Below are 16644 nucleotides of genomic sequence, written 5' to 3' on the forward strand. Positions count from 1 at the left end.
ATTAGTTTTGTTCATTTAGCGTATTAATTATAAGATCAAAAATGCTATCTGCGGTTTTCCGCCATTCATACATAAGTTTAAGCTTTTTCAAATGGGAGGAATACTTTTCTTGATCTATATCACCGTTAATGAATAACGTGATTTTTTCCAAAATATCCATCAAATTGTAAGGGTCAACATAGATTACAGAGTCCCCATAAATTTCAGGCATGCAAGAGGTATTAGCTACAAAAGAAATTTTTTTATAGAATGATGCTTCTATCGGAGGGAATCCAAATCCTTCAAGTAAACTGATATAAATATTAGCAATACTATACTCATATAAACTCGACAATTCGTCATTGCTTACATACGGCATAAGTATTATATTGGTTAATAATTTTTCTTGAATTGCCTTTTCAACGGCAACTCTATAACTTCCATTGCACCCTACAATTACAAATTTATAACCACTTCCTTTAAGAGAGTTTGCCACTTCTAGCAACATCATAATATTCTTATGTGGATAATTAGCTCCAACTGTTAGAAAATACTTCTCAGTCTTGAGATTAAAACCAAATACTTCACTTGATTTATTTACCTGTTGTGATTGACGGTTATAAAAATGATCTGCGCCATTATATATCGTTGAGATTTGATTGTCACTAATATTATATTTTGTTAAGACTTCGTGTCGTGTAAAATTGGAAATAGCTATTACTTTAGATTTTTTTATAATTTTGGGTACCAAATACTTGAAATAAAAATATTGCATTTTGTTCTGTCTTGGGTAATTAAGGCAAATAAGATCATGAATTGTAATCACCTGCTGCGATGTTCCAGCAAAAAAACCGTGAGTAGAGGGGCTATAAACAACATCATATCCAAGAGCAATTTTTTTAAGTACTAACCAGTTCCAGAGAATCCTATGCAACGAACGCTTCTTGCAAAAAATTTTTTCAAGAATTGCAGGAAGTCTAATATATTCAACATTTATTTGCGGAATAAATTCTAAATGCTCAACATCATAGCTATAGATGGTAAAATCGATTTTATCAGTTTGAAAGTGATTGATTAATTTTTTCAATACTTCTATTGTGTACACGCTTACACCATTTAACTGCTTGCTTAGGATGGAGGCATTAACAAGAACTCTTCCTACTTTTTTCATCTGATCGACTTTTAATTTAAATTGTGACTCAATTCCATATAAACCAGTTCGTAGAGATGTGCAATTCTGTTAATATTAAATCTCTCAGCATTTGATTTACCAGCCTCTATCAAATCAAATCTATATTTATGATCAGATGTAATTTTGATTAACCCTTTAAGAATCGATTCTTTATCTCTTGGATCAACAAAACATGCAGCGTCTCCGGCAACTTCAGGCATAGGCTCAATATCAGAAGTTAGGACGCAACGCCCTATTGCATTGCCTTCAATTATTGGCATACCAAAACCTTCATATATAGAGCAAAAACTGACAATATCACAAGCCTGATATTCCGAAATAAGTTCAATATCAGAGAGGCCTTCTTTGATAAGATAACTAATACCATAATCCTTCATTCGTAATTCCTGTTCAAGTGCCACACTTCCAATAATAATTAATGTGCAATTAAAATCCCTAATTACCTCTATAATATTATCTAAATTCTTGTTCCATCCAGTTCCCACTTGCAATATAGCCGGACAGGAGATGTTGAAACTTTTCGGACTATACTTAAACGATGGATCCACAGGATTATGAATCATACGCACTTTATTGCTATCTACTAATTTAACTACTTGATTATAAGTATGATGTGATATACATACCACCTTTTCCGCCAGAAAAAAAGGAATCGTAAACCACAACAATTTTATTAACTTCTTTTTAAATATATTGGTTTCGCAATCTAACATACTTAAATCATGAACGGTTAGTACAGTCCGGCACCCAATCAAGCCCAACATACAGTAATGTATATCTCCCGTAATGTGATTGATACCTTTTCTATTACGATTTTTAAATACAAAAATTATGTTTCTAATTAAGCTTAAAACATCAGCCCTTCGAGCAGGGACAACATATTCATTCACATTATTTCTATTAGATACCTCGGTTACTAATGTTCGGAAAACTTTTCCAATGCTGTAACCTGCTTTAGGACTACGGTAAAAGTAACTAATATTCATATTTATATTAAAGTCATCTTAAATCTCTAGTATATTCTGAGTTAATAAACAATCCTTTGTATGGTATAAAAAGATCTGGATATTGAGCAATTGATTGAAAGAAATATAAAATGCTTAGAAAGAAAATCAGCAACATTACAATAATCTTATCATTATGGCTTTTAAACAATAAAAACTGACTTACAATGAGTATTGGCTCAAACATATTAAAATATAGACTACCCCTACTCACTAATATCGTTAGGGAACTAGAGAATAGAAAGTAAAGTAGTATGCCTAAGATATAGGTATTAAGAATAAGATTATAGTACGGCATTTTCAAGGTCAATATCTTTCTTGCATAAATAAATATTATGACAAAAACTATACGCTTAATCAATCCTATTGTGCTTACACTATATTCCTTTGCATTTTCTATACCACCTTCTAAATAAAACATTACTTTATCACCAACGCCCCCAAAACTACTTAATACTTTAAATGCATCATAAGGTAGAGATGTTCTTCCAAGTAAGAAAGCACCGAAAATTAAACCCATTAACAAATATTTATTCCACGAAGTGTTTAGAAAATAAATCGGGATGCATATAATTGCTGTTGTGTGAAATGCGGTAGCAAAGAGAATACAACCAAAAAAACGATAGATGTCTCTATTAATAATAAACTTTATTGAGTATAAAACAAAAGAAATGGCTAAAAGTTGCCGATGGGAGCCCATAACACCCATAGTAAATGCATAGAATAAAAGTATAGATGGAAATATATATGGTGAAAGCTTTTTAATCCCTTTAAAAATAAAGGCATAATAAATTAGTGAATGTACTATTAACAATAAAGTATATTTATTAGTAAATAGTTTAACTAGCCAACAAAGGATGCTATATCCAAATTCCATCCCCGTGTTCAATGGAGAAGTACTTTCGATAGTATCAATACTTTCAAAATGGACTAGATAGGGTATCCAATCGGTACCTGTTTCCCATCTTAATCCGATCTGAAAAGAAATTAGAAGATATGTTAATATCAGAAAGGTCATCTTCAAGCTTTTAGAAAGTTGATAATAAACTTCTAAAATCGAAAAGCTCAACAATGTGAAATATGTAAACAGATAAATACCCAAAGCCTGTATATATAAAATAGTTAGTGGAAAATAGTAAAAAGCTAAGCCATTTATTTAACATTTATAAACTATATCTAACATTTGCTTTACCCTAACATCATAGGTATGATTTAATAAAAAATGTTCACGCTGTAAGGTTGCCATCTCATATCTAAGCGCTGGCTTATTTATGTAATAATTTATATGCTCGATAGCTTGATCTATACATCCAAAAGTAAAACAAGATGAATCAATCGCAGAATATTCATTAATAGTAGGTTTCCAATCACAAATTTGAAAGCCACCAGCGCCAGCTATCTCAAAGAATTTACAATTTACTGAGTCTATTTCAGCATAATGAAAATTGTTAAAAACAATCTTTGCCCCTACCAATACTTCGCTCTTTCTATCACCAGTTATCCATTCATTTTTAAAAAACTCTTTTAGTTCTTGGTCCTTAGTCTGATTATCTCCAAAAATTGTCGGCCTAAGACCAACTGAAATCAGCTTTTTTAACAGTCTTGCTCGATAAGGATATATGGATCCAAACGCTAAAACGTCAATATTAATATCACGCTCTAAGTCAGTTCTGCTCTTCTTAGGCATCTTATGTACACGTTGATTAAATGCCTCCGGCAAGTAATGAGCATTTAACGATGCTTTTTTTTTCATAAAATCAACAATATAAGGATCTTTAGTAAAAAAAAAATCGTAAGGTGAATAAAATATCTGTTGCTTTTCAAATGTAGTTAGAGCATCCGGGTTTAACTGAACAATAGGGATTCCATTAAGTGCTGCTTTAATTTTTTGAATGGTAACAATCGGAATAAATCGATATGTTCCAATAACTAAATCAGGTTCATAGCTGATTATCTTTTTTGCCAAATTATTAAAAAGATACTCTACATAGTGGGGTATGAATTTTGAAAACCAATAGTTATATAGGTATTTAATATCGATTTGATCGGACATGTCTACGTGGTATACATGATGGCCTAGATGTTTTAAGGCGTCTGCAGTGTGATATTCAATTGTATCAAATCCCTTATTTCCGATTAACGCAACTTTCATTTTTTCTTTGGTTGAAGATTAAATTTCAAATAAGTAATAAAGTCTTTAAAAGTGTAGGAAGATTTAAAAAGTAATAAAAATGAATCAAGCACTCCGATTAATTTAAGAAGATAATATTCCCAAAACGGCCGATTTTTATAATAATATTTATATGCACTTTCTTGTACCATAATCATCTTCCGGATAGAGTTATATGAAGATTTACCTTCTAAGTGTATAATTCTAGGACCTTCTATTATTTCTATAGCATAACCAAGCTGAGCTACCCTCAATTGCAGGTCTGACTCCTCAAAATACATAAAGAACCGTTCGTCAAAACCATTAACCTCTTTAAAAATCTGATGAGGCATAAATATATCCGCTCCTAATATATAGTCTATCTTATCACAGAATATTTTTTCGATGTCTTTATCGAAGAATTTAAACCTTAAAGCATAAAACCTACTTTTTAAAAGGTGACTAATTTTGGGAAACTGACCTCCATTTCCATTAATTTTATAGTCTTCTCCCAAAAGATTGCATCCAATACATCCTAGCTTTCGGTAAACATTTTGACGGAAATAGTTTAAAAAAAATTTAATCACGTTATTAAGTAATAAAGTATCAGAATTTAAAAAAAATAAATAATCACCCTTAGCGAATTTAGCAGCCAAATTGTTTGCCTTTCCGAATCCCAAATTTTTTTCTGATTCAATCAATTGGACCTGTGGAAAATTCGTCTTAATTTCCTCTTGTGATCCATCATAAGACCCATTATCAACCACTATAATTTCGTAGACAACATCAGTTGTATGTTCAACAATAGATCTTATGCAATTTGATACAAAATCTTTTGTATTAAAGTTTACTATAATTATTGAACATTCCATCAATATGACTTAATGTTTTTGATTATGAAATCCAGGTTTTCTTTAAAAGTATAATTTTTGTTGAATATACGTGTAATATTTAACAACATGTCTACAACAACATATAATTTGTAATTTTTTCGTTCATTTTTTCTAAAATAATAATTGCGGCTTACTTGATTAATTACTCTCTTAAACTGTGAAAATTTAATTCTACTCGTACTTCCTCCTTCCAAATGTATAATAGAAGTCTTAGTTGTAATAAAACACTTATAACCCAATTTTCTTATCCTTATCTGCATGTCCGATTCTTCATAGTACATAAAATAAGTAGGATCGAAACCACCAACAGATTTATACAAGTGTTTACGCATAAACATATCCGCACCTATTACATAATCAATTTCAAAAAACGGTAAAGTAAAATCATAAGAATCACGCTCCTCATATTTCATTTTTAGCATCTTTTCAGCAATTAAATAATAATACTCTTTAAGATCATTTACAATACTTGGAAATCCCCCTCCAGAATTCATAGTTTGCCCTGATTCATCTACTAACTTGCAACCTAATACCCCCAATGATAAAGCATGCTCATTAGCAGTAAAAAAATCGTAAAGAATTTTAATAGTATTTTCTGTCAATAGAGTATCTGAATTCAATAAAAAAACAAACTCGCCATTTGCATTTTCTACACCTATGTTGTTAGCCCTACCAAATCCTATATTTTGCCTTAATTGAATGCAGTTTACCTCTGGAAATAATAATTTTAACATTTCCCAAGATTCATCCTTAGAATTATTGTCTACGACAATAACTTCAAAAGAAGTAAATTTTGTTGTACTATATATGGAAGAAAGACATTGCTGTAGCAATTCTTTAGTATTATAATTTACGATTATTATCGAGATTTGTATCATTTAACATGGCACCAAGTAAGTAAAATATCATAATTACGCAGAGTAAACTACTTTTTAAGTTTACTAATTTAAATTCAAAGGTAATTTAAGGAAGAGATAGTATAAATTAATTTTAATAAAATTAAAAAATCCTAACTTTATAATATAATCAGATCTATAAATTAAATCTATACTTTTTATAAATTTAACTTGATTAGAATGTAAATAAAGAACTAAAAACTTCAGATTCTCGTATTCTATCTTACTATTTGTCTTTAGACCAGTTGGGTTCAAAGGAAGGATGTTACTATATTTTTTATTAACCTTAAAAATATCAGTAAGCCAATTTACATCAGGATTACCCTCAGAAAGATGCTCTACAAGAATATTATGAGATACTACGACTTTATACTTTTGACCTATTGATAAAGAAATATCTAAATCATAACCATGATAGCCCTTTAACATTTCACTATCAAAGGGATGACTTTCTATAATAGTTTTTCTAGTAGCCATAAAAAATCCATCTATAACTGCAACCTCTGTTGTAGCCTTTATGTTGATATGGTGGAAGCGTTTTGCTATATTTTTATGGTCAGACTGTATGAAATTATAAGCTAAGTATTCATCACTTACCGTGTGCCAACCACTTGCAATATAACTTTTAACTTTGCATCCGGCTAATCCTACTAATCCTACCTTACAATCATCGTTAAAAAGACAGAGTAAGTCTTCTCCCCAGTTATTGCTCCTAAATAACAAATCTTCATGACAAAAAAGTAAGATCTCATATTTTGCCTTTGAAACTCCTTGATTGTAAGCTTCGCAAATCCCCATCAACTTAGGGTTGTATATCTTGACAATCTCATATGCAACCCCTATTGTTTCCTCAATGCAATTCTGAAACTGATGAAAAAGCTCTTCCTTACAAGAGGAAACTATAATACTAATCATTTTTTAATTTATCTATAATCTTAACTGAACTCACATACATACTCGCAAATAGATAGAATTCTGTTATTAGTACTGAACAGGCAACTCCGTACACGCCAAATATCTTAATAAGTGGATAGAGGAGCACAGAATTGATTATTGCTGCAATAATCATGTTATATAAAAAAGATTTGTCATGATTTAAATTCAACAAGGTTTGCGTTCCATATAAATTGTTCAGAAAGACAAATAAAGGAATTGAGCACATTATCCTAATTAGGATAGGTATTTCAGATAAGCCCGAACCGAACAATAAAGATGATATTAAATCCGAAAGAATAAAAATAATAATAATGATTACTGCATAAATCATGGAACCATAAAGGGCAACTTTTCTAACATTAGCATAGGCAACTTTATAGTTAGTTTTGAATAATCTACTGAAATAAGGAAATAGAGCAGATACGATAGGAATCTGAACAGCAGACATAACTTTAATAATTTTATCAGCAGAAGAAAAAACTCCCACCGCAGCATTACCCAGTACAACTCCCAAGATCAAAACATTCATGTTAGAAAAAAAAGTAATTTTTATTTGAGATAAGAAAATATATTTCCCCCTCTTGTATTGTGCCACCACATACTTTAGCTTTGGCTTTTCTATTTTTATCCTGTGTATTCTTATCACATAAACAATGGACAAGATTGAAGAAACGGAAGCACCAATTAGTGTAAACGTTGGAACCATCCAAAAATCGCTTCTCTCTTTTACGAAAATAAAAATCATTAATGTAAAAAACAATTTTGTTATTATATTGCTAAATGTTACAAATTTTAATTGTTGAATTCCCTGAAAATACCATGTCGGAGATATATTTAAGCAAGCTATTGTTCCAAATGTAATTAAATATATATAGCTGTGTTCTGCAACTGATGGTATTATTGCCACAAGTAATAACAATACTAAGAAGGATATTCCAAGGAGATAATTTTTAGCGGTAAATACAACATTGAAAATTTGCTGAATCTTTGCTTTATTGCCAATATGTTGTGAGATTTCTTTTGTAGCAGTAAGGCTGAATCCATAATTAATGAAAATGCCAAAGTAACCGATTACTGCGTTCACAAAAGCTAACAAGCCCACATTTTCAACACCTATCACTCTAATAAGATATGGTACGGTTAGCAATGGCAAGAGCATATCTAAGCCCTGAATTATGGATAACGAAAGAAAATTTTTTATTAATTGCCTTACACCTTTTCCTTTTGTAAGAGTAAGTATCGTGTCTCTGATGCTCATTACATGTTCAAAAAATAAATTGTGCTTTATGCTCTCTATATAAAAGAATTCTAAAAGTTAGATTTTGTTAATTTAATGCAATGAGTAGATTGGTATTAAAATATCCGATTCCTTAACTTCAATTTGAGGTAACATCAGAAAATTTTTCCAGGAGCAACTTAACATAATTATCCCAAGTATAATTCTTTACTTTTTCTTGTGCATTTAAACAATGATTACGATAGTTTGGTGAGTTGATTTCATCTTCCAATAAATGTTGCAGGTGCAATACCTCAAATTCATTACAATACCGCCCAAAAGAAATTTCCTCCCCAAATTCGGTGGTAAATTCTTCGTACGGAGCAATAATGATAGGTGTGTAAAAATACATTGCTTCAATTGTAGAAGAATATCCTCCCCAAACAGGAGTTGGATTTACAAAAACCTTTGCATTGATTAGCAAATCATAGTAACGTCTATTATCATTTTCCAAATTCTTGTCAAGATATCCAAATGCTTCAACTCCATCTGGAAGTTCGCCCAACTCTTCACCTCTTATACCTATAATTTTAACTTTAAGCATTGGATAATCAATTTTCAAATTCACATAAGCTGTTATCAAAAGTTTAGCCCCAGCAATATAGTTAGTGCTCCCTATGAATAATAGATCAAACGATTTTTCTTTAATCTTGAGAATTGCAGCCTCATCCAATTCCTTTTCATAAAGACTGTTGATAACATTCTGATTAAGATGAAAAATATTCGGATTTTTATACATTTTCTTCATTATATCCGCAGATTTCGGAAATAATGAGATTACTAAATCGGCATGTTCAATTACTCTCATCTGCCTCCGAATAGCTTGCTGCTCAAAATAATATGGTTTACGTCCTAGTCTATCATTGATACCAATACTTAAATCCCAATCACACAATAAAATGTTAGGTCGGGCAGAATATTTATTATAGAAACTGAAATTTGTAAAGATGTTTAAGTCAGCATTTGGATATTTCTTATTATATCTCCAGATCTTTATAAAGGTAAGAATATAGTTAATATAAGTTCTCTCGTAAAGATAAACATTGTCATTTTTTAATAAAAGTGTCAGCTTGTAAATAACACGATTATAAAATGATTGCAAGTAACGATTGGGATTGATATTAATCCTATTTATCTTATATCCTTGTTTTTCTAAGGTTTTTGTAAGCATATAAGGAACATTAGACCATGTTCTAACAAGAGTGGAATCACCGAAAGTAAAGACACTTATTTCCTTAATTTTTTTTTTCATCTGTAATTATCTTCTTACATATTAATGATTAAAATTAAGCTTCATATGATTTAAGGAGATATGCTTAATAATATTTAGAAAAGTTAAAATAAATATAAATTCATCAATACTAATCGCTTTAAACTAAATCTCATTATAGAAACGAACAATAAGACATGCATATATAAATCAATATATTAGTTAGACATTATTCTTTTTAAAATGCCCTTTACTAAAAGAAAAATTATAGCTATAAAACCAAATGAAATCCCCCCAAAAACAATTCCTTTAGCCTTTCCTATTTTATCCATCTTCAAAGGCAATACCGGCTCATCAATCACCTGAATCAAAGGCTTATCTTGCCTTAATGTGATTTTTGATAATTCTAAATTTTTAACTAACTCCTCATAAACAGCCCCAGCTGCCTGTACATCCATTTGCTTTTTTTGTGAACCTACTCTTAATTTTTGAAAAGCAGGATTGGTGTTTGGATTAGCGTCTATTTCAGCAGCAACACCACCAATACTATTATTCAATACCCTTCTTACACTATCCGTTTGATACTGTAGAATAGCTACATTTTCTATAGATTTTTTAGTCTTCGTTTCTACATAAAACTGATTTACCTTGGCTACGATATTGTCTGCAAAAGATTTGGCAAACAATTCATCTTTAGAGACTACATCAACTTTGATGATAGAAAGTTTTTTATCAGGCTTGCTTACACTTAAAACGCCATTATTGATATTCTCAACAATCTTTCCCATCAGGGAATCTCTTAGTCGATTGTAGCCTTTTAGATCAGCAGAAAAATTTAAATTAGCTAATTCAGGCTTTTCTTTCCAAGACTCTCTTAACTTATTGAATTCAATGTAACGATCAATTAATAATTGTTGTTTACCCTCAAAAGTGTCTTGGCTCAGTAAAGTCTCTTGTATCATTTTCCGAGACTTATATAATTCTAAGATATTCTCCCCTTTAAATATACCTCCACCACCTCCACCTAAGTCAATACCCACCATAGAGGCTATACCTGCGTAAGCACCCAAGCCGCCACCGCTTTCTCCTTCTTCCAATACAAAAGTTGTGGTAGCCGTATATACAGGCTTTTTCATATAAGCATAAGCTAAACCTAAAGCTCCACCTAATATACCCGCTATTAAAATGGTTTTCCATTTTGATAATAGGTATAGGTACCATTCTTTTAATTTAAGAATGAGTTCTTTGAGGGAGATTTCGTCTTCTGCTGTATTGATTTTTTCTTCTGCCATAAGGCCGGGCGTATTTTTAAGATTTTAATGCTGGTGTTTTTCTTGTTAAATGAATCTATTTTTTTGATAGCTGTTTTGTGATGGGCAAAGGTAATTATATTTTAAGTTGAAAGAAATAGTTTGGTTAATTATTAGCAAACTTATTGTTTATAGCTGCAAAATACTCGGCTAAAACCCAATCTGCTTCGGTATCTATATCTATGCTACGCTCTATAGGCATGAGTATTTTTTTTATCTGCTTAAAAGCGCTTATCTCCTTTTCTTCCAATGCTTTAACGCTTATCAGGTACATAGCGCCATTATAAGCATATACTTTAGGACAATCTTGTCGGCGTTTAAAATGACCTTCTTTACTTTTGGTTAAGAAGCCTTCGGTATTTTCCTCAAATAAGGTAAAATATGGGTTTTCTTTAGCTTCTTTTACGCTAACGACCATATCGCAATGCTCATCAAACTGTGCTATTAATTTATTAAAATCTGCTATCTGCCTAAAAGGCGAGGTGGGTTGTAGTAATAAAACAGCATCAAAAATTTTGTTTTGCGCTTTGTAATAAGCCAAAGCATGCATGATGACCTCATAGCTACTTGCGGTATCTGTAGCTAAGTGTTCTGGTCTTTTAAATGGCGGTTGAACACCCAATTTCTTGGCTATATGTATCACCTCATCATCATTGGTAGAAATACATATTTCATCATGAGGATTGGCTGTTGCTAAAGCAAATTCAATGGTGTATTGTACCAAAGGCTTGCCTTGTAATAGTTTGGTGTTTTTACCGGGTAAGCCTTTAGAGCCTGCCCTGGCTGGTATCAAATATAAAATCCTCATATTAGTTTAAATTTAAATATTTGATATCTTCTTGTGCTTTCTTAAAATCTTCGTGTTTACCAATATCTAACCAATAACCTAAAATCGGGAAACTGATTACTTTTTTATTTAACATCAATAAACGCTCTATTAAATCGGTGATGTTATAAAATTCGCCATCAGGAATTAAATTGATCAATTCCTTTTTAATTAAATAGATGCCTGCATTGGAATAGTAGGTGTATCGAGGTTTTTCTTTAAGCGAGTTTACCTGAGCTTCTGCGTTCACTTCTATAACGCCGTAAGGTACATCTACGTGGTAAGAGGTAGAAGCTATAGCCATATCTGCCCCTTGTTTTAAAAAGGCTTGATAAAACTCGGTAAAATTGATATTAGTCAACAAATCGGAGTTCATGATCAACAGCGTATCACTTTGATAATCTTGGGTTAATTTTACCGATGCGATGGTGCCTAAAAACTCTTTCTCTACTAAGTATTTAATATCAAGTCCTCTTTCTTTTCCATCTTTAAAATAGGCTTGTATTTGCTCGCCTAGGTAATTGATACTGATGTGGATATGTGTAACGCCGCTTTTGGCTAAACGGTCTATGTTATATTCTATAATAGGCTTATCGCCGATGCGCAATAAAGGTTTTGGAGTTGTTTTGGTTAGGGGTAATAAACGCTGTCCTTTGCCACCCGCCATGATAATAGCATGTACAGGTAGTTTGGGTTGATATTTATTAACCTCGATAATTTCTATAATTTGATGCTGTTGATTTACTATCGGAACAAAAGTAATGTTGATGTTGCGAAGTTCTTCTATATCTTTTACATCAAAATTCTGATAAAGGTATTTACAGTTCTGACGCATGACCGCTGTAATCAATGTAGCTAAGGTTTCGCCTCTGAGTAATGCTCTCCGAATATCTCCTTCTGTTACTGAGCCTAATAACTTACGTTCCTGACTCACAACAAATAAAACATTAGCTATAAGCCCCTGTTTATCAATAATTAACAAGGCATCCCTAATGGTGATGGTATCATTTACGGTATGTTTTTCTAGGTTATACATGGTGGAGGTTGTAAAAAGGTTTTGGTAAAAGATGCGCTAAAGAAGTTTCTGCTATAATTTTCACGATTTTCTCTGCTGTATGTCCATCCCCGTAAGGGTTTATGTTATTGAAATTTTCTTTTGATAGTTTGATGTTGTTTATCGCAACGACTATTTCTGATGTGGAAGCATTTACATTTATTACACTACTGGCTTGTACTCTACCTTTTTGCCTATCCCCAATATTGATACTGGGTTTATGAAAAGATGGTGCCTCTATGATACCGCTTGAGCTATTGCCTATAACTGCGGTACAATATTTCATAGCTGATAAATACCTTAACTGCCCCATAGAAGTAAAAGCAATGGCTTTTTGGGGATTTTTTGACACGTAATCATCAATCATTTGGTTGATGGTACGACCATGGGTATCTGCATTAGCTTTTGTAAATATAAACAAACTATCTGCTTGTGTATCCAATGCCTTTAAAAGTTCTTGAAATTGTGCCTCTACCCCTATTTTAGCATGAGTTTCTGGATGGAAGGTGATGAGGTAATTGTACTCTAAAAATTTTACTTGAAGTTGCTCTTGTAGCGCTGCCAAGCTTAGTAAATTTAAGTTTTTGATATTATCTAAACCTATAGCTCCTACATGGTGCACATGTTGAGGATTTTCTCCTAACTGTATCACCCTCTGCCTGTAAGCTTCTGTTGACGTAAAATGTAGGCTGCTCATTTTGGTGATGGCGTGTCTGATAGCATCATCATAAGCACCTTCTGTAAGCTCGCCGCCATGTAAATGTGCTATTGGAATTTTAAAGATTAATGCTGCCGATGCCACAGCCAACATCTCGTACCTATCTCCTAAAATTACCAATACATCTGGTTTTAAACGCTCCAATACATCGGCAAAACCTATCAGCGCTAAGCCCATAGATTTGGTGATGCCTACTGCACTATCAGAAGACAATAGCATTTCTACTTTTTCTATCTGTTGGTAACCGTCCTGAATAATTTGTTGGTAGGTTAAACCAAATTCTGGAGAAAGATGTGCGCCTGTTACACATAGCTGTAATTGAAAGCGTTCATCCTGAGCAAAGCTATCTATGAGTGGTTTTAACAAACCATATTCGGCCCGGGTACCTGTTACTATACAAACTTTCATACGATTAAATCATCTTCATTAAAATCCTGGGTAGCAATTGTCCCCATGATACTATCCCAAAGCATAGGAGACAAGCCAGTACCTGGTCTTTTGGTAGTTATATTATCTTCTGTAAGCGGTGTGCCTGCCTTTATGGGTTTTTTAGCCGTGATGCTTTTTCTGGCTATAGCTATATTTTTTAATTCTGATGCTGTTGGCTCTTTGATACCGTTTCCGGACAAAGCAAGCTCTATATTTCTAATGGCTTTTACCATAGCACCCAATTCTTCGGGGTTTAAAGATGCTTTATGGTCTGGTCCTTCCATATTTTTATCTAAGGTGAAATGTTTTTCTATAACACAAGCACCGAGTGCCACAGCTGCAATGGGGATTTCTATTCCTGTTGTATGGTCTGAGTAGCCTACCTGAACATCAAATTCTTGTGCTATAGTTTGCATCGCTTTAAGGTTAACTTCTTGCATAGGTGTAGGATACTCTGTAGTGCAATGTAACACAATGATATCTTTTAAGGGAATTCCTTCCTTTAAAAACACTGCTATCGCAGCTTTAATTTCTGCTAAAGTTGCCATCCCGGTTGATAGGATAACTTTTTTAAATAGATGGGCAGCCTTTCTTAAATAAGGTAAATTGGTAAGCTCGCCAGAAGGAATTTTAACCAAATCTAAACCAATATCTGCTAGATATTGTAGCGACCCTAAATCAAAAGCGGTTGAGAAAAAATGAATACCTTTTTGCTTACAATATTGAATTAGGCTTTGATGATCTTGTTCAGACAGCTCTAGTTTCTTGAGCATTTCTAACTGCGTTTCATGCTCATTTTGAGTGTTTACTATTTGATAATCAGCTTTTTTAGCTTGTTTCGCTACTAAAGCCTCGGCTTTAAAAGTTTGAAATTTCACATAATCTACCCCAGCTGCTACTGCAACATCTACTAAGCTTTTGGCTAAGGTAATATCTCCATTATGGTTTACACCAGCTTCTGCAATAATGATGGTTTTAGCCATGCTTCATTCGTTTTGATGGGTTTCCTACAAAAATACCCGGTTCATCTATGTTTTGCAATAGCACTGCACCTGCCCCAATAATGGTAGAGGCGGCTATGCTTATCCCATTACGGATAATGGCTCCGCTACCTATAAATACTTCATCTGCTATGTTTACATCGCCATTGATAACAGCTTGGGTAGAAATATGACAATGATGACCGATATTAACATCATGTTCTATATTACAGCCCGTATTTAAGATACAATTTTCTCCAATTTGTACACCTGCATTTACTTTTACATGGTGCATGAGGATGGTGCCTTGGGCGATACTGGCATACTTAGAAACAATAGCGTGAGGTGAAATAATGGTGGCTATAGGCGCATCCAAACTTTTTAATTTCTGATAAAGGCTTTTTCTTGCAGCAAAACTTTTAATTTGCCCTAGGGTGATCAAGAAATGATACTCTTGCTTGGTTAAACTTGGCAAATCATCATCCGTACCGATGATAGGATAGCCCAAAAGGGTTTCGCCAACTTTATGTTGAAGATCTAAAATACCTTTAATTTGATATTGATCTTGTGCTTCTATAACCTCTATGCAAGATTTGCAATGACCGCCAGCGCCTATGAGTATTAAAGTCTTCATTATTTATGTTCTTACACTACTAGGGATATTTACTAAACGGTCTGCAATATACTCACTATTGCTAAGGTGGGCTTTTTGAGCTGTATTAAACATAGGTAAACGGTGCATCAGTTCCCAAACAGGTCTCGACATTACCCCGTGATTATTTGCATATTTTAAAAAGGCTTCTCTTTCTGCTACATCTTTCCATAAAATTGCATTTAACCAATAATTTGATTGTGCCTCTGGTAGTTCTTCTACAAAAGGTATAGCTAAATCTTGGAAAAAGTTTTTGTATGATGATGCTAAGGCTCTTTTATTCTCAACAAAAGCTTTCAACTGCTCTAATTGGGCACAAGCTAATGCCGCATTTAAATTAGGCATACGGTAGTTGTAACCAATTTCATCATGTAAAAAGGCCCATGGATGTGCCTGTTTAGCTTGGGTACTCAGATGTTTAGCCCTTTTAGCCAAAGCCTCATCATTGGTAATTAATGCGCCACCACCTCCACAGGTTACTGTTTTATTGCCATTGAAACTAAAAGTACCTATTTTACCAAAAGTTCCGGTGTGTTGATTTTTATAATAACTACCAAGAGATTCGGCAGCATCTTCTACAAGACTGATGTTCCACTGCTTACATATTTCTGCTATTTCATCTATACGGCAAGGTAAACCAAAAGTGTGCATAGGTACGCAAGCTTTTATACGCTTTTGGCTTTGCTTGTTATAGGTAAAACCATCAGCTCTTTTTTCTCCATATTGATGAAGAAATAGGTTTAATGAACTTGGCGACATGCCTAAGGTATCTAAATCAACATCTATAAATACAGGTTTAGCTTTGATATAACTTATGGCATTGCAGGTAGCTATGAAAGTTAGACTTTGTGACAATACTTCATCTTCCTCTTGCACATCAGCTAATAATAGGGCTAAATGTAGTGCATTAGTACCATTTACGATGGCAATAGCATGTTTAGCCCCTGTAATTTCGCACATCATCTCCTCAAACTTATTAACATACGCACCCACTGAAGAAACAAAAGTTGAAGATATAGCATCTAAAACATAAGCTTTCTCATTCCCAATAAATCTTGGCTCGTGAAGCGGAATGAAATCCTGCTGAGGAAATTGTTGTTTGATGAATTTTACGACTGTTTGGAAGTTCTCTTGCATAAA

16 protein-coding genes are annotated in these 16644 nt (G+C 32.9%); all 16 read right to left on the minus strand.

Going from position 1 to position 16644, the window contains the following annotated elements:
- Position 1 precedes the first annotated feature (1 nt).
- A complete protein-coding gene (locus FYC62_RS11595; RefSeq protein ID WP_149075025.1) occupies positions 2-1150 on the minus strand; it encodes a glycosyltransferase family 4 protein in 1149 nt (382 codons plus the stop codon).
- Positions 1151-1161: 11 nt separating this feature from the next.
- Positions 1162-2157 (minus strand): glycosyltransferase, encoded by a 996-nt coding sequence (locus FYC62_RS11600; protein ID WP_149075026.1) that lies wholly within the window; start codon positions 2155-2157, stop codon positions 1162-1164.
- A 13-nt stretch (positions 2158-2170) separates the two neighbouring features.
- Positions 2171-3193, minus strand: coding sequence for an EpsG family protein (locus tag FYC62_RS11605; protein ID WP_149075027.1), 1023 nt, complete (start codon positions 3191-3193; stop codon positions 2171-2173).
- 138 nt (positions 3194-3331) lie between these two features.
- Positions 3332-4327, minus strand: coding sequence for a CgeB family protein (locus FYC62_RS11610; protein WP_149075028.1), 996 nt, complete (start codon positions 4325-4327; stop codon positions 3332-3334).
- A complete protein-coding gene (locus FYC62_RS11615; RefSeq protein WP_149075029.1) occupies positions 4324-5196 on the minus strand; it encodes a glycosyltransferase family 2 protein in 873 nt (290 codons plus the stop codon). Before FYC62_RS11615 ends, FYC62_RS11610 begins: the two co-directional genes overlap by 4 nt.
- On the minus strand, positions 5196-6095 hold the full coding sequence (locus FYC62_RS11620; RefSeq protein WP_149075030.1) for a glycosyltransferase family 2 protein: 900 nt from the start codon (positions 6093-6095) through the stop codon (positions 5196-5198). Before FYC62_RS11620 ends, FYC62_RS11615 begins: the two co-directional genes overlap by 1 nt.
- Before the next feature lie 63 nt (positions 6096-6158).
- A complete protein-coding gene (locus FYC62_RS11625; RefSeq protein WP_149075031.1) occupies positions 6159-7028 on the minus strand; it encodes a glycosyltransferase in 870 nt (289 codons plus the stop codon).
- The gene (locus tag FYC62_RS11630; RefSeq protein WP_149075032.1) at positions 7021-8307 is read right to left on the minus strand and encodes a flippase; all 1287 of its coding nucleotides are present in this window, start codon (positions 8305-8307) and stop codon (positions 7021-7023) included. Before FYC62_RS11630 ends, FYC62_RS11625 begins: the two co-directional genes overlap by 8 nt.
- A 118-nt stretch (positions 8308-8425) precedes the next feature.
- The gene (locus FYC62_RS11635) at positions 8426-9577 is read right to left on the minus strand and encodes a glycosyltransferase family protein (RefSeq protein WP_149075033.1); all 1152 of its coding nucleotides are present in this window, start codon (positions 9575-9577) and stop codon (positions 8426-8428) included.
- A gap of 176 nt (positions 9578-9753) precedes the next feature.
- A complete protein-coding gene (locus FYC62_RS11640; protein ID WP_149075034.1) occupies positions 9754-10827 on the minus strand; it encodes a Wzz/FepE/Etk N-terminal domain-containing protein in 1074 nt (357 codons plus the stop codon).
- Positions 10828-10951: 124 nt separating this feature from the next.
- On the minus strand, positions 10952-11653 hold the full coding sequence (locus FYC62_RS11645; RefSeq protein ID WP_149075035.1) for an acylneuraminate cytidylyltransferase family protein: 702 nt from the start codon (positions 11651-11653) through the stop codon (positions 10952-10954).
- Position 11654: 1 nt separating this feature from the next.
- Positions 11655-12707: a nucleotidyltransferase family protein gene (locus FYC62_RS11650; protein WP_149075036.1), complete on the minus strand. Its 1053-nt coding sequence runs from the start codon at positions 12705-12707 to the stop codon at positions 11655-11657.
- Entirely contained in the window at positions 12700-13851 is a 1152-nt protein-coding gene (gene neuC, locus FYC62_RS11655; protein ID WP_149075037.1) for a UDP-N-acetylglucosamine 2-epimerase, read from the minus strand. The genes FYC62_RS11650 and neuC overlap by 8 nt, the downstream gene beginning before the upstream one ends.
- The gene (neuB, locus tag FYC62_RS11660) at positions 13848-14855 is read right to left on the minus strand and encodes an N-acetylneuraminate synthase (protein ID WP_149075038.1); all 1008 of its coding nucleotides are present in this window, start codon (positions 14853-14855) and stop codon (positions 13848-13850) included. Before neuB ends, neuC begins: the two co-directional genes overlap by 4 nt.
- Positions 14848-15486, minus strand: coding sequence for an acetyltransferase (locus FYC62_RS11665; protein WP_149075039.1), 639 nt, complete (start codon positions 15484-15486; stop codon positions 14848-14850). Before FYC62_RS11665 ends, neuB begins: the two co-directional genes overlap by 8 nt.
- Positions 15487-15489: 3 nt before the next feature.
- Positions 15490-16641 (minus strand): LegC family aminotransferase, encoded by a 1152-nt coding sequence (locus tag FYC62_RS11670; RefSeq protein WP_149075040.1) that lies wholly within the window; start codon positions 16639-16641, stop codon positions 15490-15492.
- Positions 16642-16644: the final 3 nt, after the last annotated feature.

This window comes from Pedobacter aquae, assembly GCF_008195825.1.
Lineage (GTDB): Bacteria > Bacteroidota > Bacteroidia > Sphingobacteriales > Sphingobacteriaceae > Pseudopedobacter > Pseudopedobacter aquae.